The organism is Aquiflexum lacus, assembly GCF_015476655.1.
Classification (GTDB): Bacteria; Bacteroidota; Bacteroidia; order Cytophagales; family Cyclobacteriaceae; genus Aquiflexum; species Aquiflexum lacus.
In genome coordinates, this window is the sequence record NZ_JABFHF010000040.1 from 1 (window position 1) to 21,493 (window position 21,493).

21 protein-coding genes are annotated in these 21,493 nt (G+C 35.1%); all 21 read left to right on the forward strand.

The features are described from left to right. The first annotated feature begins 532 nt into the window (after positions 1-532). Positions 533-844: a hypothetical protein gene (locus tag HMJ38_RS23110; RefSeq protein ID WP_194976818.1), complete on the forward strand. Its 312-nt coding sequence runs from the start codon at positions 533-535 to the stop codon at positions 842-844. Further along, entirely contained in the window at positions 837-1,124 is a 288-nt protein-coding gene (locus HMJ38_RS23115) for a hypothetical protein (RefSeq protein WP_194976819.1), read from the forward strand. The genes HMJ38_RS23110 and HMJ38_RS23115 overlap by 8 nt, the downstream gene beginning before the upstream one ends. A 2,157-nt stretch (positions 1,125-3,281) precedes the next feature. Continuing rightward, positions 3,282-3,899, forward strand: coding sequence for a SatD family protein (locus tag HMJ38_RS23125; RefSeq protein ID WP_194976821.1), 618 nt, complete (start codon positions 3,282-3,284; stop codon positions 3,897-3,899). A 193-nt stretch (positions 3,900-4,092) separates the two neighbouring features. Continuing rightward, positions 4,093-4,311 (forward strand): hypothetical protein, encoded by a 219-nt coding sequence (locus tag HMJ38_RS23130; RefSeq protein ID WP_194976822.1) that lies wholly within the window; start codon positions 4,093-4,095, stop codon positions 4,309-4,311. Positions 4,312-4,676: 365 nt separating this feature from the next. Continuing rightward, entirely contained in the window at positions 4,677-5,393 is a 717-nt protein-coding gene (locus tag HMJ38_RS23135) for a class I SAM-dependent methyltransferase (RefSeq protein WP_228780237.1), read from the forward strand. A gap of 2 nt (positions 5,394-5,395) precedes the next feature. Then, positions 5,396-6,838, forward strand: a complete 1,443-nt coding sequence (locus HMJ38_RS23140) for an MBOAT family O-acyltransferase (RefSeq protein ID WP_194976823.1) — start codon at positions 5,396-5,398, stop codon at positions 6,836-6,838. Positions 6,839-6,840: 2 nt separating this feature from the next. Beyond that, the gene (locus HMJ38_RS23145) at positions 6,841-7,764 is read left to right on the forward strand and encodes a hypothetical protein (RefSeq protein WP_194976824.1); all 924 of its coding nucleotides are present in this window, start codon (positions 6,841-6,843) and stop codon (positions 7,762-7,764) included. Beyond that, positions 7,765-8,586 (forward strand): ABC transporter permease, encoded by an 822-nt coding sequence (locus tag HMJ38_RS23150; RefSeq protein ID WP_194976825.1) that lies wholly within the window; start codon positions 7,765-7,767, stop codon positions 8,584-8,586. It abuts the gene before it with no gap. Positions 8,587-8,741: 155 nt separating this feature from the next. After that, on the forward strand, positions 8,742-10,013 hold the full coding sequence (locus HMJ38_RS23155; protein ID WP_194976826.1) for an ABC transporter ATP-binding protein: 1,272 nt from the start codon (positions 8,742-8,744) through the stop codon (positions 10,011-10,013). Then, complete coding sequence (locus HMJ38_RS23160) at positions 10,006-10,950, forward strand: hypothetical protein (RefSeq protein WP_228780239.1); 945 nt, start codon at positions 10,006-10,008, stop codon at positions 10,948-10,950. The genes HMJ38_RS23155 and HMJ38_RS23160 overlap by 8 nt, the downstream gene beginning before the upstream one ends. Beyond that, positions 10,931-11,887 (forward strand): FkbM family methyltransferase, encoded by a 957-nt coding sequence (locus tag HMJ38_RS23165; RefSeq protein WP_194976828.1) that lies wholly within the window; start codon positions 10,931-10,933, stop codon positions 11,885-11,887. The genes HMJ38_RS23160 and HMJ38_RS23165 overlap by 20 nt, the downstream gene beginning before the upstream one ends. Positions 11,888-11,894: 7 nt before the next feature. Then, positions 11,895-13,130: a glycosyltransferase family 4 protein gene (locus tag HMJ38_RS23170; RefSeq protein ID WP_194976829.1), complete on the forward strand. Its 1,236-nt coding sequence runs from the start codon at positions 11,895-11,897 to the stop codon at positions 13,128-13,130. After that, entirely contained in the window at positions 13,130-14,257 is a 1,128-nt protein-coding gene (locus tag HMJ38_RS23175; RefSeq protein ID WP_194976830.1) for a glycosyltransferase WbsX family protein, read from the forward strand. Before HMJ38_RS23170 ends, HMJ38_RS23175 begins: the two co-directional genes overlap by 1 nt. 34 nt (positions 14,258-14,291) lie before the next feature. Beyond that, positions 14,292-15,233 carry a glycosyltransferase family 2 protein gene (locus tag HMJ38_RS23180; protein ID WP_194976831.1) on the forward strand — a complete coding sequence of 314 codons (942 nt, stop codon included), beginning with the start codon at positions 14,292-14,294 and terminating at the stop codon, positions 15,231-15,233. Positions 15,234-15,283: 50 nt separating this feature from the next. Further along, positions 15,284-15,997, forward strand: a complete 714-nt coding sequence (locus tag HMJ38_RS23185) for a glycosyltransferase (RefSeq protein ID WP_228780240.1) — start codon at positions 15,284-15,286, stop codon at positions 15,995-15,997. Next, on the forward strand, positions 15,994-16,917 hold the full coding sequence (locus HMJ38_RS23190; RefSeq protein ID WP_194976833.1) for a hypothetical protein: 924 nt from the start codon (positions 15,994-15,996) through the stop codon (positions 16,915-16,917). The genes HMJ38_RS23185 and HMJ38_RS23190 overlap by 4 nt, the downstream gene beginning before the upstream one ends. A gap of 5 nt (positions 16,918-16,922) precedes the next feature. Further along, positions 16,923-17,801: an FkbM family methyltransferase gene (locus tag HMJ38_RS23195; protein ID WP_194976834.1), complete on the forward strand. Its 879-nt coding sequence runs from the start codon at positions 16,923-16,925 to the stop codon at positions 17,799-17,801. Between the two features lie 3 nt (positions 17,802-17,804). Beyond that, positions 17,805-19,001 carry a glycosyltransferase gene (locus HMJ38_RS23200; RefSeq protein WP_194976835.1) on the forward strand — a complete coding sequence of 399 codons (1,197 nt, stop codon included), beginning with the start codon at positions 17,805-17,807 and terminating at the stop codon, positions 18,999-19,001. Continuing rightward, a complete protein-coding gene (locus HMJ38_RS23205; protein ID WP_194976836.1) occupies positions 18,998-19,927 on the forward strand; it encodes a glycosyltransferase family 2 protein in 930 nt (309 codons plus the stop codon). The genes HMJ38_RS23200 and HMJ38_RS23205 overlap by 4 nt, the downstream gene beginning before the upstream one ends. Further along, positions 19,924-20,805 carry a glycosyltransferase gene (locus tag HMJ38_RS23210; RefSeq protein WP_194976837.1) on the forward strand — a complete coding sequence of 294 codons (882 nt, stop codon included), beginning with the start codon at positions 19,924-19,926 and terminating at the stop codon, positions 20,803-20,805. Before HMJ38_RS23205 ends, HMJ38_RS23210 begins: the two co-directional genes overlap by 4 nt. A 17-nt stretch (positions 20,806-20,822) precedes the next feature. Continuing rightward, positions 20,823-21,485, forward strand: coding sequence for a class I SAM-dependent methyltransferase (locus HMJ38_RS23215; RefSeq protein ID WP_194976838.1), 663 nt, complete (start codon positions 20,823-20,825; stop codon positions 21,483-21,485). The last annotated feature ends 8 nt before the right edge of the window (positions 21,486-21,493 follow it).

A 21,493-nucleotide genomic window follows, 5' to 3' on the forward strand; every position in this document is an offset into this window, starting at 1 on the left:
GAAACACTGACTATATTTGAAAAACAAAAGTGTCAACCATTTTCAGGACGAGACAAACAAAAAAGTCAAGACAATGGAATCCTTCTCCCCACGAGGCCTGCGCTGGCGCGGTCCATTGTCTTCCTCCCCTATACCCCACAAAATTAAGGGTGGTATATTATAATCAAGGTTACCAGCAGTAGCCCTGAATTGCCTGTCCCGAGAATCGGGAGGCGAACTTTGATTAGCCCCGGGTAAGGTGCCGGGAATCCCTTTCGGTTTAATTCAACCTTGATGCACCGCCGCCCGGGGTCAGAAGGCGTCGACGGATCAATTTCGGGACGGAGTTGTTTTTATTGGAACCGGAGGTTTTTTACCGAAATGGAGGGGGGTGTTATTTTGGAGGGTTTCCTATTATTAAAAGGTATTGGACAATATCTATTTCAAATTTTCAGGAGTCCAGGTAATTTTATCAAACTATGAGAAAAAAATCTCATTTTAAAGGTTTACAAATGATGTTGGTAGAAAAGTGATATTTAAAAATTACATCAATATGCTCAAGTTGAACCCTCAAGGTTTGTTGATGCCAAGTCAGAATATAAAATCTTCAAAAGAGGAAATGTATCATCAATTTGTTATGGTTATTTCTTCAGAAAAGCGAATTGACTTATTTGAAAATTATGGACTAGACGGTTATATTGTGAGAGCTTATCCAGTAGGTCACAAGTCTTATAGCCTTTATATGGGAGACAAATCTTATTGGATGAATCACTTTACAAAAACTAAAATCAACAGAAGAGGGAACAAATACCCAAAGGGTTTTCTGGAAATTGGAACGGGCTTTTATAACGAAGAAAATGAATAGCTTTAAAATAAATCGGTTGATTGATCTAATAGAGGAAATCAAAAAGTTAGATGAAATGATTTTGATGCACAGGAATCAGGGAAATGATGATTTTATGTCTTCCCAATATGAATCCAAGAAGTCGAAGCTTATGAAAGAATTGATTTCAGATTTGGCTGCTAATTCGAATGAATCTCCAGAAGTCTTTAAAACAATTGGAAAGATTATTTTTAAATTCTATCCCAATGATTCCTCCAAAAAACATTCAGATCTCGAGCAAATAGTAGCTGCTATCGATTGAATCAATCAAAGATGCGCATTTTTGGCTAGGATAAGCTGTTCGCATCTTAATCAGTCCATCCCTTTTCTTCCCAGACTTTATCAGTTGAATTCAGGGCAGCTGTAAGTTGCTCAAGGTTGATGATTTTTTTTCCATCGTAACCCCGGGGTCATGATAGCGAAGATTCAAGGAATTTTTGGACAGGGCCGTCTTTATTGGAACGGGAGGTTTTTTACCGAAATGGAGGTGGGTCAGATACTGGAGATGATAATTCTTACAACATTAAACAAATTGATTGATGGGGGAGACCGGAGTTTGGAAGCTCCGTACTCAGAAGTCACGAAGCCAGAGTCTTCGGACAACTGCGGCAGCCCCGAAGTGGGCTAAATATCATTAGCCCCGGGTAAGGTGCTTGGAATATCTTTCGGTTTAATTCAACCTAGATGCACCGCCGCCCGGGGTCAGTAGGAGTCGACGGATCAATTTCGGGACGGAGCCGTCTTTATTGGAACGGGAGGTTTTTTACCGAAATAGACGGAAAGCCATATTCCGGAGAGAGAATTCTCGCCACAAATAGGACAACTGGATTCAGTTGAAAGACCGGATTTGGAAACTCCGTACTCAGGAGTCACGAAGCCAGAGTCTTCGGACAACCGCGGCAGCCCCGAAGAGGGCTAAATATCATTAGCCCCGGGTAAGGTGCTGAGAATCCTTTCGGTTTAATTCAACCTAGATGCACCGCCGCCCGGGGTCAGTAGGCGTCGACGGATCAATTTCGGGACTGAGCCGTCTTTATTGGAACGGGAGGTTTTTTACCGAAATGGAGAGGGGGTCATTTTAAGAAGATTTTAATTGATGTTTTTTTCAGTGAGTGCTGTCTTTCCCACTTTTCTTTCATTTCCTCTCTTACTTTTTTGCCCCGAGAAAATCGGAACAGGCTTTGACCAAAAAAGTAACAAAAAAGTCAAGACAATGGAATCCTTCTCCCCACGAGGCCTGCGCTGGCGCGGTCCATTGTCTTCCTCCCCACTTCCCTAGCGAAATAGAGTAGGAAGTATAAATAAGGGTTTTTACTAGCAGCCCCGAAGTGGGCTGAACTTTGATTAGCCCTGGGTAAGGTGTCGGGAATCCCTTTCGGTTTAATTCAACCTTGATGCACCACCGCCCGGGGTCTTTATCATGGGGTTATGGGATTTTTTAGGTTTGTGCTTGGGATTACAAATCCCTGTTATCTGGGCCTACCTTCGGCAGGTAAATTCGGTAAAGAAACTCCGGTACCGAACAGCCTATATTTGGAAAATTATGGGGTATTGAGGCAAAATAAATTTGGATATTTCATTGCTCGGAGTAAATTTGTCAGGTATGAGTAAAAAAATTACTCAATCTAAAAACGTCCTTTTTTGGGACTGAAAGGGCGAAGCTGTGGGAAATGCGGTAATGTTGGTACGAAGGACAGAAAGGGAGGTTAGAATTTTAGATTTATGATTTTAGATTTAAGATTTGGGAACCGAGAGCTGATGCACTAGACATAAGACTTAAGACACTAGGGGCTATACCTGCTTAAAAGTATGCAGATATGAGAACTGAAGCGGGAGTTTTATTGATCCAATTTATGAGCAATTTTTTACCAAAAAAAACTCTATTGGAAAAGTGATATGTTTTCTTGGAAATTGGTCAAAAGTTAACGAATGGTCGGGACACCTACGGGACATGGCCGGGAGATGGGTAGGGGGAAACTTAACCCCACTGTTCACTATTCAATTATTACAAATAACTAATAACAACTCACTATCTACTTATCAAAGTTTTTCGATTATAACCCCAAAAACATACCAAATACTAAATGTATTTATGGTTATAACCCTAAATAATTATGATTAATCGGAACGTTTATATTGAAAAGCTTAGATTATTTATTAGCAAAAGACTGGTGACAGGGAATAGTTAGAAGGATGTAAAACTGAACGTGGCATTTTGCGAAACCTGCCTGACGGCAGGTGCGAGATGTGAGAAGAAACAAAGCCTGCCCCGTCCAGTTAGCCCCGATAGCTATCGGGGGGATTCGGAGAAACAAAGCTGCCCCAAGTTGGAAATTATACAACTTTCAAAAATCAGTTCGGCAACTCAAAAAATATTGTTAAAATTCCGCAATAATTTTTTTTTTGTAAAAAAATAACAATGCATAGGGTTCCTATTCTAATGGCGGATATCAAAGGCAGCAGCAAAGTACCAGCTGAAAAACTCATGAAGCAGTTCAGAGCTTTGGTAGGAAAGGTAAATACCGATAGGAAAGAAAACATAAAGTCCCCACTCACAATAACCCTTGGGGATGAATTTCAAGGGGTAATTGACACTTTTGAAAATGGAATCAAAATTATCTTTGAATTGGAAGAAGAAATAGTAAGCTCAGAATTTGACTTTAAATTGAGATACGTTCTGCTTGAAGGGCAGATTGATACTGAAATTAATGAAGATATAGCTTATCAAATGTTGGGGAGTGGCCTTACCTCAGCAAGAAAAGATCTTGAAGAATTAAAAAAGGGCGACAGAAGATTTCTGATAAAATCAGATAAGGATCCAAAAGATGTTTATTTGAATAAAGCCTTCAATATATATCAGAATTTTGTAGATTCATGGAAAGAGAAAGCTTTGGTAAAAGAATTTTTAAATTTTGATGATTATAAAATTGTAGCCAAACACATAGGCCTCGACCCTTCTAATGCTTGGAGAAGAAAAAGGAGCCTTAACATCGTTGAATATAAGGACATAAAAGACCTAATTTTAGTTATTCAATAAAAAATGATTATTTCCTGATTGGAAACTTCAGTTCTGTTTTTTTTTCAATTTCTTATCATTTTACCTACCAATATTTTATGGATATTGTTTTTTCGGCTTTATTGTAACATGAGGCGAGAGATAAAAACGATTCAAACTGTCACAAAAAAAGGTATAAAGTTTGCAAAACCATTATAATTGCTTTTATCCAACCATGAGCGAGAAGGAAATTTCAGTAAAAGATCTTAATAGACTTCAAAAGAAAGCGAGCCAAAATGCAGTAAAGCTTGACAAAGCTATGGGCTTGACTTATTTGGTGGTCAGGAGGAATAAACTGATTCAGATTGAACCGGATGGTAAGGAAACGGTCTTGGGAAAATCCGAATCTGGAACAAGAAGAGTTGAGAAGAAAAATATTACACTTAAGCTTTGACAAACATTTCTGTGAGGACAGATGAAGATATTGAAGCCATCGAAAAGGTAAGTAAATCCATGCAAAAATTGACCATTAGAGAATGGTAGTGGATACAGGGATTTTTATTGCAGCGTCTTCTTTAGAATCAGATTTCCCAATATTGACATGCAATCAAAAACACTTTCAAAGAGTGAAAGGATTGAAGTTTATTTAACATGCCCAAAACCCACTTTTTCCACCTCTCCATACTGACAGGCATATTTGTATTGGTGAATGGGTTGTGGTTTTGGAAAATGGGGGTGATGACGGATGATGATACTTGGGGGTATTTGCAGTTCACTAAAAAGAAAAATTCCTTTAGTTTAATATCCTTTATGTAATCAATGCTCCAAAAAATCAAGTCCTTCCTAAAAAACAACTCCCCCGTTTTCCTGATGGACATCTACAGGTCCTTCCAAAAGAAAAAGAAGCTGGATATCGATGGGTTGAGTACCGAGGAAGTTTTTTCAAAGATCTACAAGGAGAACTATTGGGTGTATGGGGAAAGTGTTTCAGGAGCAGGATCGGATATAAATCAGACCAATGTCATCATCGGCGAACTGGAGAAATTATTCAGAGATTATGAGATCAAATCAATTTTGGATGCTCCCTGTGGTGATTTCAATTGGATGAATCAGGTGAATCTCGATGGGATAAATTATTTGGGAATTGATATTGTGGAGGATTTGATCAGTTTGAATAAGTCAAATTATAGGGATAAAAAGGGTATTGCATTCAGCACAGGCAATATCATCACAGATGACTTACCAAAGGTGGATTTGATACTTTGCAGAGACTGCCTCGTTCATTTTTCATTTGCTGACATTCAGAAAGCATTGAGCAATTTTAAAAGATCAGGATCCAAGTACCTTTTGACTTCCAGCTTTATTTCCCACGCAGCCAACCAAGATATTCAAACCGGCTATTGGAGACCGATAAACCTCAATAATTTACCTTTTGATTTGCCCCATCCCATTAAAACAATCAATGAAAAGTGTACAGAAGGTGGAGGAAAGCATAAGGATAAAAGTTTGATTTTGATTGGAATGGATGAAATCTGAGTATGCTTTTTAATTCTTTCGAATTCCTTCTATTCTTTCCGCTAGTTTTCCTGCTTTTCTGGTTTGTATTTCAGAAAAACCTTAAAGCACAAAACTCCTTTATCCTGCTAGCCAGCTATGTGTTTTATGGTTGGTGGGATTGGCGGTTTTTGGGCTTGATTGCTTTTAGTTCTTTGGTGGATTATATCTGTGGGCTTAAAATCGGAGCTGCAGAGGACACTTTCAAAAGAAAAGTTTATTTGGGTATCAGCTTGGGTGTGAATCTTGGCTTGTTGGGTTTCTTTAAGTATTTCAACTTTTTTATAGACTCTACGGTTCAGATGATCAATACCATTGGTTTTCAGGCCAATCCTTATTCCCTGCAATTGATTCTTCCTGTCGGTATCAGTTTTTATACTTTTCAAACGATGAGCTATACCATCGATATTTACAGAAGGAAAATGGTGCCGACCAAAGATGCCGTGGCTTTCTTTGCTTATGTCAGTTTCTTTCCGCAATTGGTGGCCGGGCCTATTGAAAGGGCAGCTAACCTTTTGCCTCAGTTCTTTAAAAAGAAAGTATTTGATTACGGCCTGGCCATGGATGGCATGCGGCAGATTCTTTGGGGGTTGTTTATGAAGGTGGTTATTGCGGACAATTGTGCGGTATTTGTCAATCAGGCATTCAATAATCCGGAAAGCCAACCTGCTTCCAACCTCCTTATCGGAGCAGTGTTTTTTAGCTTTCAGATTTATGGGGATTTTGGAGGCTATTCCAATATCGCTATCGGAACAGGGAAACTACTTGGATTCAACCTGATGCAAAACTTTGCTTTCCCGTATTTCTCCAGAGACATAGCCGAATTCTGGAGACGCTGGCATATTTCACTTTCCACCTGGTTTAGGGATTATGTCTATATCCCTCTGGGAGGGTCAAAGGGAAGCAAATACCAAAGCCTCAGGAATATCTTAATTATCTTCTTGGTTTCAGGTTTCTGGCATGGGGCCAATTGGACTTTTATCATTTGGGGTGGAATCCATGCGGCTTTGTTTATTCCGCTTTATTTGTTTGGAAAGAATAGAATCAACATTGGCATTGTATCTCAAAACAAAGCCCTACCAAGCTTTTACGAATTGGGACAAATGTTGGTAACTTTTTCTTTGGTTACCTTAGGTTGGGTATTCTTTAGGTCTCCCGATATAATCTCAGCTGTAGGTTATATTCAAGGTTTATTTGATATGAGTATTTTCCAAAAGCCTCAAATGGATATTCGAGTTTATCTTTTTATCATCTTGGTGTTGATCTTTATGATGCTTGAATGGGGTGGGAGAAGGGAAGAGTTTGCCATACAGAAGATGGCTTTCCATAAACCTATACTAATCAGGTATGGCTTGTACTATGGCTTGGTGATGGCAGTATTTTTATTTGCCAGAAAAGAGCAAGAATTTATTTACTTTCAGTTTTAGGGATGAATCGATTCTTAGTAAAACTTTTCATTTTTTCATTTTTTCCTTTGGCTACACTCTACGGAGTATTTCTCTTAGAAAATGGCACTGCAGATCCTTTTTATCAGCGGTTTACAACTCCAAAACAAGAGGCTTTGATTCTTGGAAACTCAAAAGCTGCCCAAGGGATAATACCAGCTGTGTTAGACCAGAAGTTATTTCAAGAATTTGGCGCTAAGATCTACAATTATTCCTTTACAGTCTACAATTCTCCCTATGGTCCTGTATACCTGGAGAGCCTTACAAAAAAACTAGATGAAAATAGCAAGTCCGGTTATTTTGTCATCACAGTAGATCCTTGGAGTATTGCAAGTGATATCAATGATCCAGATAACCCGGATAAATTTGAAGAAAATGGCAGGTTTTTAGCAAAAATTGATAAAGTAAATTCAGGACAAAACTTCACTTATTTATTCGATTGGTTTTCTAAGTCATATTATGAAATTCTCTTAATGAAACTAAAGCCAAATTTTTCAAAACTTCATTCTGATGGATGGTTTGAAACAACAGCCGATATGATAGGAACATCTGAACCTGAAAGAAGAAAGCAAATGGTAGACTTTTATAATGATTATTTAACTAAGTACCGCTATTCAGAAAAGCGGTTCAAATACCTTCAAAAGACAATTGAATTCTTGCAAACAAAAGGGTCTGTGTTTCTGGTTAGGTTACCTTTGCATCAGGATATTTTAGAAATTGAAAATGAACTTGATCCTGATTTTGATTCAAGAATGAATTTCATATCCCAACAATATGAGATCCCATATTTTGAATTTAATGATTCAAAAATAAAATGGCAATTTAAAGATGGACTGCATATGACCTTGGAATCTGCCCGAGATTTTTCTGATCACTTATCCAAAGAAATTTTATTATCCCGAAAGTAAATGCTTGCAAATAAAACTGTTATTGAGCCTTCGAAAGGCTGGAAATTTATTGACTTCCATGAATTATGGAAGTACAAAGACCTGTTATATTTTCTGACAGTCAGGGGTATCAAAGCCCGCTATGCCCAATCTGTATTGGGAGTGGGTTGGGCTATTATTCAGCCTTTGTTTACTACTTTGGTATTTACAGTTGTTTTTGGTGGATTAGCAAAGGTAGATTCGGATGGCATGCCTTATATTTTATTTTCTTATTTGGCTTTATGGCCCTGGAATTACTTCTCGGGTACATTGTCTGAATCGGCAAACAGTCTGGTAGCAAATGCGGGGATGATTACCAAAGTATATTTCCCGAGACTCATTTTACCTTTAGCAGCGATTTTCTCCAAATTGCTGGATTTTATGATTTCATTCGTTATCCTTCTAGTTCTTCTGATTTATTTTAAAGTTGTTCCGGGTCTTGGGATTGTGTTCCTTCCTTTGTTACTGATTCAGTTGTTGTTGTGTTCTTTGGGAATTGGAATGGTCCTTTCAGCCATGGCTGTACAGTACAGGGACGTGAAATATGCCTTGGGATTTATTGTACAGCTGTTGCTTTATACCGCACCTGTGGTGTATAGCACAACAGCTGTCCCTGAAGAATGGCAGTTTGTATATTCACTCAATCCTATGGTTGGAGTGATTGAAGGCATCCGTGCCATGTTCTTGGATAGACCAATGCCCTGGGAGTGGATTTGGCCCGGTGCAATTGTCGGGTTCATTTTGTTTGTTTTTGGTCTGTTTTATTTCCGCCGAATGGAGAAAGTGTTTGCTGATGTGGCTTGATTTAGATTCAAGATGCAAGATACAAGATACAAGACTGGTGCAGTCAAAAATTTGGAAATTTGTGTTAGAGAAAAAGGTGCTGAGAGAGGAAAAAAAACCAAGAAAGGGAGTTTGAAAATAAGGTGTAATAAAATTATAATTCAGGATTTTTAAAAATGTCGGATACAATAATCAAAGTAGAAAATCTTTCCAAGCGCTACCGTATAGGCTTGCAGGAAAAAAAGGCAGATACTTTTGCGCAGCAGATGGTCAATGTGCTGAAATATCCTATTGATAATTTCAGAAAGATCCAAAACCTTGGAAAATTTCAAGATAATGAGGAAGGTGTACATTGGGCTTTAAAAGATGTCAGTTTTGAGGTAAAGCAGGGGGAAGTACTGGGGATTATCGGTAAGAATGGTGCAGGAAAATCTACTTTGCTTAAAATCTTATCGAAAATCACTGAACCCACCTCTGGCAGAATAGAAATGAATGGCCGGGTAGCAGCCTTGCTGGAAGTTGGGACTGGATTCCATCCGGAACTGACAGGTAGGGAAAATATCTATATGAACGGCACCATCCTTGGGATGACCAAAAAGGAAATCGATCGCAAACTGGAGGAAATTATAGACTTCTCAGGAGTAGAAAAGTATGTGGATACGCCTGTTAAGTTTTATTCTTCTGGTATGCGGGTAAGGTTGGGATTTTCAGTTGCTGCTCATTTAGAACCTGAGATTTTAATTATTGATGAGGTTTTGGCAGTGGGTGATTTTGAATTTCAGAAAAAATGCCTCGGTAAAATAGAAGATGTGAGTAAGAACCAGGGAAGAACGGTATTGTTTGTATCGCATCAATTAGGAACAATAAACCAATTATGCAATAGTGCCATTTGGATGAATAACGGCCAAATCGAACAATTGGGCAAGACAAGAAAAATAATAAAAGAATATATTAGTAGTATTTCAGATATTAAGAGCGAGCAATTTGAAGCTACAGGAATAGAGTTAGAGAAACAATATCATATTAAAAAATTTGCATTAATAAATACTGAAGGAAAAGCATCTCTTAATTTTGGCACAAATGAACATATTAAGATAAAAGTTGATTTTGGATTCTCAAATAGAAAAAATAACATAGAAATAGCAATTGCACTATTCGATTATAACGAAAACAGAATTTTCACTATACATGAACCATTATTTCGAAATAACACACTGTTAGATAAAAAACAAGGTAGTATTGTATTTGAACTTCCCCCGAATTATTTAACTCCAGGATCTTATCACTTTGTTGCAACAATTCATATACCTCATTTGGAATCATTTCATTTGATTGAAAAAGTTTGTGTATTTTCCATAGTGGAAACTGGAAGTAATTTTTCTGATTACGAAGGAATAAATATTGGAGTTGTATTTCCTCAATATAGAATTATAGATGATTATGTTTAGAAAGTTGTTTGATAAAATAAAAAATAGTTTAGCTTCTGAAGTTGCGTTAAAGGTTTCTAAAGAAATTGAAAAAAAATATAATAGAAGACAGAATTTTGACAATTTGGCATTATTAATTGCCCAACAGAATATTGAATTTATAAAAAAAAAACAAAATATTACTAATTTGTCTGATGTTGAGATGAAGGTATTCTCACAGATGGGGGAGGATGGGATAATTCAATATTTAATTAATAACATAAATATTTCTTCAAAAAGATTTGTCGAGTTCGGAGTTGAAGATTATACAGAAAGCAATACACGGTTTTTATTAATGAACAATAATTGGGAGGGGATGATATTTGATGGAAATGAATCCAATATGAAAGATGTATACCAAAGAGAATATGCCTGGCGGCATACCCTGACTGCGAAACATGCGTTTGTCACAAAAGATAATATAAATTCCTTATTATTAGAAAATGGATTTAGCGGCAATATTGGTTTACTGAGTATTGATATTGATGGAAATGATTATTGGGTATGGGACTCAATAGACGTAATAAACCCTGATATTGTTATATGCGAATATAATAGTGTTTTTGGCTCTGAGAGGGCAATTACAATTCCATATAATGAAAATTTTTATTTATTAAATTATCATTACAGCAATTTATATTTTGGAGCTTCTCTTATGGCACTTTGTTATCTTGCCGAAAAGAAGGGATATGTCTTGGTAGGAACTAATTCAGCTGGTAGTAATGCTTTTTTTGTAAAATTTGACAAAGCCCAAAATTTAAAAATTTTTAACGCAAAAGAAGGTTTTAATGATTCAAAATTTAGGTCAAGTAGAGATAAAAGTGGAAAGCTTACTTTTATAAGTGGAGAGCAACGCTATAATTTAATAAAAGGACTTAAGGTTATTAATGTTATCACTAATGAACTTGAAGAAATTTAGCATCACAGAGATTATTTATAATTATCTACTGCGATCTTATAAAAGCCGTGGCAAAAAATGGTGGGATTATTTGTGGAATAACTTTGTAAGTTCAAAAAATCAAAAAGTAACAACACTTATTCACGGTCATTCAATGTTAGTAAATTCAGGCTATTCCTACCCATTATTTTCAAGAATGTTTAAGGAGTATAACAACCCATTACTTGAACTTGCGTATCATGTTTTTAAACAAAAAAAAGATAAGATATCAATAATCGATGTTGGTGCAGCTGTTGGTGATACTTTTTTCTTAATCAATGCAAATATTAAGAATGCTATAGGTCAATCTATTTGTATTGATGGAGATCCTGACTTCTACGAATATCTGAAATTCAATCTTAAATGCTTTAGTGAGGTTAATTGTGTAAATGCTTTATTATCTGATAAAGATGATGAATACATAAGAGAGCTGATTCGAATACATCCTGGTACTGCAAGTGCACAGGGGGTTACAAAAAAAACATCTATTAGTTTGGATACGTTATTCGAATTAAACCCTCTTAATCAAGTAGATATAATTAAAATTGATGTAGACGGTTATGATGGTGTAGTATTAAATGGGGCAAGAAATATACTTAGAAAATTTAAACCTTATATTATCTTTGAATGGCATCCTATTCTTTACAATAACACTGGCAATAATGTTATTCTACCTTATGAAGTTTTATATGGTGAAGGTTATGATAAGTTTATTTTTTTTACAAAATATGGAGTATTTAGTCACTTCATGTCGGGAGTTAATCATGACCAACTATATATGCATGAAAAATTATCTTTACGAAACGTATTTGATTATGATTGGCATTATGATGTTATAGCTTTACATAAAAGCCAAGATTTAGATGCTTCTGTATTGGCAGAATGTGCTTTTTCAAGAAGAAAAATAAGTCCGTATTGATTCATTAATGAAAAAAGAAAATATTAAAGTTTCTTACGATGCTACATGGTTAGCTGAGTATAACAAATTGAATGTTATGCATGGTGGCCTTAGGGTTAGTATTGAATTAATTTCACGTATGAATAAAGAAAATGATGTTGATGTTTTCTTTGCTGTTAATAAATGGGATCCGGCATTATTAAATTCGTTACGTTCATTAGTGTTAGAAAAATATGGATATAATAAATCTAGAATCCTTAACAACAATTTTAATATAAACTATCCAAACATTGAAAGTAAAATTTTATCAAAGATTAATAATTTTTTAAACTCTAAAATACATAATAATAGAATTTTTAACTCTAAAAGTTTGGCAAATATTGACATCTATCATACACCTCTTGAGGCAATACCAAAAGAGGTAAAGCACTTTAAGCATATAAAAAAAGTTTTTACTTCTCATGATTTAATGCCCTTTGTTCGTCCAGATATTTCTCCACCTAGATTTTATGATATATTAAAGCCTGCATATGATTCAATTGATGAAACAACAACTGTGATTGCAGTATCAAATTCAACGAAAACAGATTTGTTGAACTATAGGACTGACTTAAAGGAAGAACAAGTTAAAGTAGTGTATATTGCTGCAGATAAAAATGTATTTTATCCAAATGAGGGTTTGACGCAATTTAACTACATGAAAATAAAATATAATTTTCAATTTGAGGGTTATTTACTTTGTTTAAATAGAATTCAAAAGTATAAAAATACTCAATTAGTAATTGATGTATATATTGATTTGGTCAATGAGGGCCATTTAGAAGATATTGGTTTATTGCTTATCGGGACATTTGAAAGTAGTAAAGTTAAGAGTGAATATCTTTTGAAGTATTCTAAATATAAAATTAAATTTATTGACTTTGTACCCGATGAAGAATTGTCTATTTTTTATTCTAACAGTATTTGTTTCATTTACATGTCACTTTTTGAAGGTTTTGGACTTCCGATATTAGAAGCGATGCAATGTGGTACTCCAGTAATTTGCTCATCAGTTAAATCGTTACCTGAAATTTCTGGGGATGCATGTATTATTCAAGATCCTTATGATAAAGTGTTGTTAGCAAATAATATTTTGAAAATATGTGAAAATGAATCTTTACGTAATTATTTGATGTATAAGGGTATAATACAGTCTCAGCAATTTTCTTGGGAAAAGCATATAAAAGAGGTTAAACAAATCTATTATAATATTCTATCCGATTAATGATAAAACCAAAACCTATTGCCTATTATCTACCTCAGTATCATCCTATTCCTGAAAACGACTACTGGTGGGGCAAGGGTTTTACAGAATGGACTAATGTAACCAAGGCTCGACCATTATTTAAAGGACATTATCAGCCTCGATATCCTGCTGATTTGGGATATTATGATTTGAGGGTTCCAGAGGTTAGAGAAGAGCAAGCAAAATTGGCTAAAGAAAACGGAATTTATGGTTTTTGTTATTATCATTATTGGTTTGGAGATGGGAAACAGTTGTTAGAAAGACCATTTAATGAAGTAATAGAATCAGGAAAACCGGATCTTCCATTTATGTTATGTTGGGCTAACCAAACTTGGAAAGGGATATGGTTTGGAGAGGGGGAAGGAAAAATTTTAATTCAACAAAGCTATCCAGGTATTGAAGATTATGAAAATCATTTTAAATTTTTAGTGAAGGCTTTTAAAGATAAAAGATACATTACCATAGAAGGGAAACCTGTATTTCAAGTTTATATGCCTATGGACATTCCTGACCTCCCCCAATTTGTTTCAGTTTTTAGGAAATTAGCGGCAGAATATGGATTAAATGGTATTTATCTTATGGCATGTAATGTTCAGATTAATTGGAATCCCTATGATTATGGATTTGACGGTGTTGTGAGTAGTTTATTTCACACTTTCAGGTTTAAAGAAAAAAATACGACATTTAAACAAGGCACTTTAATGGGTAAAGTAGAATGGAAATGGAAGAAATTTATCGAGGGAAAGCCCATAGAGAGTCGAAGGAAGCCTAAAATCTATAATTACCAAGATGTCATTAACCTAATATCTCAATGGCCAAATAAAGATTATGATTATTTTCCAATGATAATTCCTGATTGGGATAATTCTGCCAGAGCCGGAACTAAATCCATGATTCTAAAAGGATCAACTCCTGAAAAGTGGAAAAACCAAGTTGAAAAAGCTATTAAATATGCAAATAGTTCTAAAGTTTCAGACAAGCTTATTTTTATTAAATCTTGGAATGAATGGGCGGAAGGAAATTATTTAGAACCAGACCGAAGATGGGGAAGCTTATATTTAGAAGCAATTAAAAACTGTATTGAGTTAAATTGCAATGATGAATAATTATTGTTATTTGTTTTACGTATTTTATTAAGAATTGAATCCTAACCCTCTAGTATCTATTTTGATTCCCAATTACAATAAGGGGAGTTTTATCAAAGAAACTTTAGATTCAGTTTTGAATCAAAGTTTTTCTAATTGGGAATGTATTATCGTAGATGATCATAGCACAGATGATTCCTGGGAGATTATGGAGGTATATGCTCATTTGGATTCTAGATTCAAGATCTTCAAAAGACCCTTAGAAAGAAGAAAAGGTGGCAATGCAGCTAGAAACTTTGGCTTTGAGCAATCAAAAGGTGAATATATCAATTGGCTGGATTCTGATGATATTTTATCAGAGAATTTTCTCGATGATAAATTGATGATTTTTCATAAGGAACCACAATTAGATTTAGTGTACTCAGATATTCGCGAGTTTACCGAAAATATCAAAAAAGCAAAAGTCATAGATAGACTAGATCTTTTGAAAGATTATATAAATCCTCCATTGGAATATATGAGAGGGAATTTTTGGATTCAGACAGGTTTACCTTTATTTAAAAAAAGCTATTTGAAAAATTATTCAAAATATTTTGATGAAAATTTATTGATGGGACAGGAGGCGGAATTTTTTATAAGACTATTATTAGATAAACCAAATTTGAAATTCTGTCCTGATTCTATAATGTATTACAGAAGACATCAGGAATCCTATATGACTAATTTTTATCAGCTTCCTTTTTCAGAAAAATATTTACTTACTTATCTACCTAATAAGCTTCATTTTATTGAGTTTTGGAAAAAAAATAAACTCACACCTGAAACTTTAAATTTTTTTAGAAATGTATTTAATGACATGCTTTTGTTTTTACCAGTGTTTTCTACAGAGTTTTGGGATTTACTTTTTTTGGGAACAAGACACAATCTATTTAAAGGAAGGTTTCAAGGGGTAAAAATCCTTGGCATCAGGGTTCTTAAATCCGTCAAACTAATTTGATTCCCAAGGTTATCCATTATTGTTGGTTTGGCCCAAATCAGATGACCGACTTGGAAAATAATTGTATCCAAAGCTGGAAAAAATGGCTACCTGATTATACCCTCAAATGCTGGGATGAAGATAATTTTAATTATAAGGCTCTTGAATTTACTCGGGAAGCATATAAACTAAAAAAGTATGCATTTGTATCTGATGTTTGTCGGTTATACGCCTTATATCAGGAGGGTGGAATATATCTGGATACAGATATGTTAGTGTTAAAGGATTTTTCACCTTTGCTTGTGAATTCATTCTTTTTGGGAGAAGAAAAAAGTGAAGTGTTAAATGCCGCAATTCTTGGTTGTCAAAAAGGGCATCATGCCGTTAAAAAACTTTTGGAAGGTTACAAAAGTATTCCTTTCAGTTCTGAAAGTCCTATGAATATCCCATCTTATTTGACTTCTAATTTGGATAAAAGTAAAGTTAAAATTTATCCAAATGAATATTTTTATCCACTCCCGTTTAAAAGTCGAGGAAAAGATTTTCGTCCTTTTATCCGACCTAATTCATTTGCAGTCCACCTTTGGAATCACAGTTGGAAAGATGAGTGGTCATATCTTCATGATAAAAATTTCCGTAAAAGTTTTGAGGAATTTTTCAATGGAATAAGATTGAGAGGTTGGAAATTAAGGGACTTAAAGTTTGTTTTATCATTCTTAAAGTTTTGGCTTGCGGCTAGGTTCCCTAGTTTATATAAAAGTTTTGAAAAATCAAAGAGACGATGAAAAGAATAATTTCTGATTTTGATCAATTGATTCAGAACTTTAATTGCTCTGATGAAAAATTGATTATTTTATCCACTTATTTCACTTCCAAGATGGACCCTATGAGGGCTTTTCAGCAAGCAGAGGATAATTTCGACTATTTTAAAAACTGGTATGACAGCGTAGATGAATTAGGGTTGTGGGGTGTGATTTTTTGTGATACCATTTCAGAGGAGTTTAAGATGAAATATCAAACTGATAGAATTTCATTTGTCAGGTGCGCATTGGGGCCTCATTCGTTGAATGATGAGCGGTTTTTCATTTTTCATGAATTTGTCCAAAGTTTGAAATCAGATGCTTATGTTGTTTCTACTGATATCAATGATGTAATCATAAACAAGAACCCTTTAGAATTATTAGAATCCAATCCTGAAAAATTATTAATTGGAAGAGGAATTAGAAAGACCTGGAAAGATGGAGTATGGGCTCTCAAGGCTTTAAACCATTTTAATAGAAAATTAAACAAAAAATTACCAGTTAGTTTTTTCAATTACCCTGTATTTACCCCCGGAACTATTGGAGGAAAAAAAGAGATGATACAAAAAATATATCAACAGATGATATCTCTTTTTTCTGAACTTGGGGATGACGGAAATTATGATATGCAGGTATTCAATTATCTTATGAAAGAGCACTATTATCCTCAAAGTTCTATGTGGGATGGCATCATTCCTTTCTCGATAGCGAATTGGTATTATTATTTTTTATATAGGATTTCAAGAAAGTTTGAAAACGGGTATATAGCCTACAAATATGATGTGGTTACTCCAGACGAAGGGATATGTTCCAATGATTTGATATATGCAGGTTTTCCATTTGTAAGTGTAGTTGGGAAATATGAAAAAAAGGGTGTGTCGGAAGCATATTTGATTCATAAATGAAAAAAATGAAAAACTATTTCCACCACCATCTCGCCCGGCCTCTATATGAAATGGTCAGGCCTTTGCAGCCAGTTTTAAATCTAAAGAAAAGAACTTTTTATGATAAATTTAAGGTCAGGACCAATGATGGCGTAAATTTCTGGTTGTATAATAATGCCTTTCATTGGGAGACAGAAATGTTTTGGGCTGGTTTTGAGAATTTTGATTACGAGAAAAAGACAAGATTAATCTGGTGCCAATTGGCCAAATCCTCAAAAACAATACTTGATATAGGTTCGAATTCCGGTTGGTTTTCCGTGATGGCCAAAGCTTACAATCCCGATGCGTCCGTTCACGCTTTTGAACCTCAACCGAATATTTATCAGGTTCTTCAAAAAAATAATGCCGTTAATGGCTTCGATATACACTGTCATCAACTTGCACTTTCAGATGAAAAAGGAGAATTTCCATTTTATAATACCGGAGCCAATACTTTCACCACCGAAAACACCAATCATGGTAGTTTGAATAAAGATTGGAGACCGGAAAAGCAATACTCAATTTTGGTTAAAGTGGACCGTTTGGATGCATTTTTGGAAGCGAATCATATTCCACCTGTGGATTTGTTGAAAATAGATGTGGAGACTTTGGAATACGAGGTGCTTCATGGTTATGGAGAATTGATGCATGTTCATCAGCCTATTATTTTGTTGGAAATACAGGACAAAGAGTTAGGCTCCAAAGTATCTTCTTTGTATGGTCAAGAAGAAGCGAAATTCTTTCATATAGACGAATCTCTTGGCCTTAAAGAAGTAACTCAACTTGGAGAAGATTCTACCCAGGAAAACAGAAATTACCTTATTTGTCCCATCAGTAAGATTCACCTCATTAAGGATTTTTTCTAAAATATGAAGAAAATAATGGTCATACCATCTTGGTATACAACTTCGAAAAAACCTTTAAACGGCTCTTTCTTTAGAGAACAAGCTGAATTTTTAGATCAATCAAAAGTAGGTCAGTTTGTGGTTTTATATGGAGATGAGGTTTCGACCCCATTATTAAAATTTCTCTGGATTTATTTTTTGAGTCTTGTAAAGTCTTCCTGGGCCATTAGAAAAGATTTAGTTATCCAAAGTCCGGATGCTTATGGTTTTATCGTTCCCAAAAACAGAAGGGTTCCAGAAAAGCACAGGGTTAAACTGGCTATCAGATTATACCAAAAGGCTTTTTTGACCTTGAAAGGTACCGGGTTTATTCCTGACCTGATTCATGCACAGAGTGGGATGGATGCGGGGATTTATGCACATAAGCTTTCCAAAGCCCATTCAATTCCTTTTGTTATTATGGAGCATCAGGTTTTTGTTTTCCATTATTATTCGAGATATAGGGCTAAGTTGGTTCTTGAAGCATTTGCCTCGGCAAAAAAAACAGCTGCAGTCAGTTATGATGAACGTAGGCAGGTTTTGATGAATCAGCCAAACTGCAATCCTGAGGTTATCTGGAATTTGGTGGACGAAACCAAATACCAAATCCAGTTGGAGAAGAGGAACAAAGTTTTTACCATCGTTACAATTCTGAATTCTTTGCCCATCAAAGGATCTGACACTTTTTTGGAGGCGATGTATGCCTTGTCCAAGGAAACACAGGAATTCAAATTTATCATGATCGGTAAAGGGGCTGATGAAAAATCAAATGACCCTGCTTCCAATGCCTTTGTCAGAAAAAGTAAGGAATTGGGTATTTATGATTTTGGTGTTTTTATCCCCTTTGTAGAAAGAAATCAGATTTCAGGAATTTTAAATACTGCCCACGTGTTTGTTTCACCCTCTATTCAGGAACCTCATGGAATAGCCATAAGAGAAGCCATGATGTGTGGACTTCCTGTAGTGACTACTGCCAACGGGGGAGCGGAAGATACTGTTTTTGATGAAGTGGGGTTGGTCGTGCCTGTAAAAAATGCTAAAGCCTTATCTAAAGCAATCTTAAAATTTAAAATTAAGGAATTGATCTTTCAGCCTGAAAAAATACGTGAAATTGCAATCAAACAATGTGGTACTCAAGCTTTTCTTCGAAAGATGAATGATTTTTATAATTTAAAATCATGAAAAAAGGTCCAAAGGTAAGTGTTTGCATGATAGCCTTTAATGTGGATCAATTTATCGGTAAAGCAATTGAGGGTGTATTGATGCAAAAAGTAGACTTTGAAATTGAATTGATTATCTCAAACGATAACTCACCTGATAAAACTGAAAGTGTTGTTTTGAAATTTATCGAAAATCACCCTAAAGGGAATTTGATTAAGTACAAAAAACAGGAGAAAAACATAGGTTCTACTCTAAATTACTTATGGGTTTTGGAAAATTCAAGTGGGGATTTTGTCAGTATTTGTGATAGTGATGATTTTTGGTCGGATCCAGAAAAGCTCCAAAAACAAGTTGATTTTTTAGAGAAGCATCCTCAATTTATCGGTTCCTTCCATAACAGGTATACTTGTGATGAATTTGAAAATATTCTTTCAACATCAATTACTGAAGAAGAAAAGAGTAATTGGGGATTTGATGATTTAATCCTTAGAATGCCTGAAATACCATCTGCTTCGGTTGTGTTTAGAAAAAGAAACGATTTTAATTTACCTGAAGAATTCAAAAAGGTAGTTGTTAATGGTGATACCTTTTTGTGGGCCTATTTGCTTCAATTTGGTAACTTTTATTATGATCCTACAGTTTCCCCCTCCTACTATAGACAACATTCCAATGGCTTATGGTCCTCAAAAAATAGCTTAAAAAAAGCAAAATTAAGCTACAATACTTACAAGCTTTTACAAGAAAGTTTTCCTGATAAGCCATCCATTAAAGACCAATTGTTTGAAATCAAAAACAATCTTTTTTATTATGCTTTCAAAGAAAAGGAAATTGCTGTTTTTATAAAATATTATTTTTTAAATGTCTTCACAGCTATCATTCATCCAAGATATTTTAAAAGTTTCTTAAAAATTCATAAACCGTTGTTTAAAAGGTTTTCCCATCGTTGACAGTAAGAATTTCTCTTATTATTCCTGTATACCAAGATCAAGAAAGGCTGATAGGATTATTACATTCCCTGAACTCCCAAACCTTTGATTTTAAAAAATGGGAGGTGATTGTTGTGAACAATGATCCTGAAAGGAGTTTGGAAATTGCTGGGTTGGTTAATCTACTGTATAAGCTTAAAGTAGTGGACGAAAAAATCCCTGGTTCTTATCCTGCTAGAAACAAGGGAATAAAAGAGGCCAAAGGGGATATTTTGGCATTTACAGATTCCGATTGTTTGCCGGATAAAAACTGGTTGTTCAATGCCTACAGCAGTTTTGAAAAAGATGTAAATCGGAAAATCGGAATTCTTACCGGACCCATTCCTTTGTTCTTCAAAGATCCCCTAAGTCTTTCAGATGCCGAGGTGTATGAAAAGTATACAGGATTTACTACCGAATCCTATGCAAGAGAAGGAAAGGCAGTCACCGCCAATTGGTTTTCCTATGCCGCTGTTATTCATGAATTTGGCGGATTTAATCCTGAATTGAAATCCAATGGTGATTCGGAGCTTTCCGGAAAAATCTCATCCAAATATGTAGTCTGTTTTCAGAAGGATATTATTGTCAACCATCCGGCCAGATATACAACAAAGGAGTTGGTGAGCAAATACAGAAGGCTATTGGGGGGTACATATACAAGAAATTATAAAAACCGGGAATTAAAATTTTTCGGTTACTTGGCAAACTTTGTTTATAGAAGATACCGATTTGCGATCAAAAAAATGTTGACGATTGGCTGGAGTGAATCAAAAGCTATTTTTAAAGTTTGCCATGCAATCAATAAAGGCACAGTTTCAGAATATTTTAAACTGATCAAAGGCGCACAAACAGCCAGATAATCTTAAAGAAACCAATTATGAACATACTTAATAAAATAAAGTCCAATGTATTTCATTATTTTACCAAAAAGTATAACCTGATCCAAAAGCCCAAGTTTGAAGAAATGCCGGTACCTGAAATCGGGATGGTTCATATTCAAAATTTAAAGGCCGTTCCTACCAGAGAGGATTTACTAGCCCTGCTTCCCAAAAATGGCGTTGTAGCGGAATTGGGAGTTGATAGAGGCGGATTTAGTGAAAAAATCCTAAAGATCAATACACCTCTGAAACTGTGTTTGATTGATGTGTGGCAAAGCAAAAGATATCCGGAAAAGTTGTATCAAGAAGTGAGTTCTAAATTCAAAGAAGAGCTTAAAAATAAAAAAGTAGAAATTCATAGGGGGTATTCTACAGAGGTTGTAAATAATTTTCCTGAGGGATATTTTGACTGGATTTATATTGATACTGTTCATGATTACAGGATCACAAAATTGGAGCTAGAACTTTACAGAAGTAAGTTGAAAAAAGGAGGAATTATTGCCGGCCATGATTTTATTGTTGGCGAGATAGATGTTCCCTGGAAATACGGGGTGATTGAGGCTGTGTATGAGTTTTGCAAAGAACACCATTGGGAGATCATTTATTTGACTATGGAAAGGGGTATTTCTCCAAGTTTTGCTATTCGGGAAATTTTAAAATAAAAGTTAAA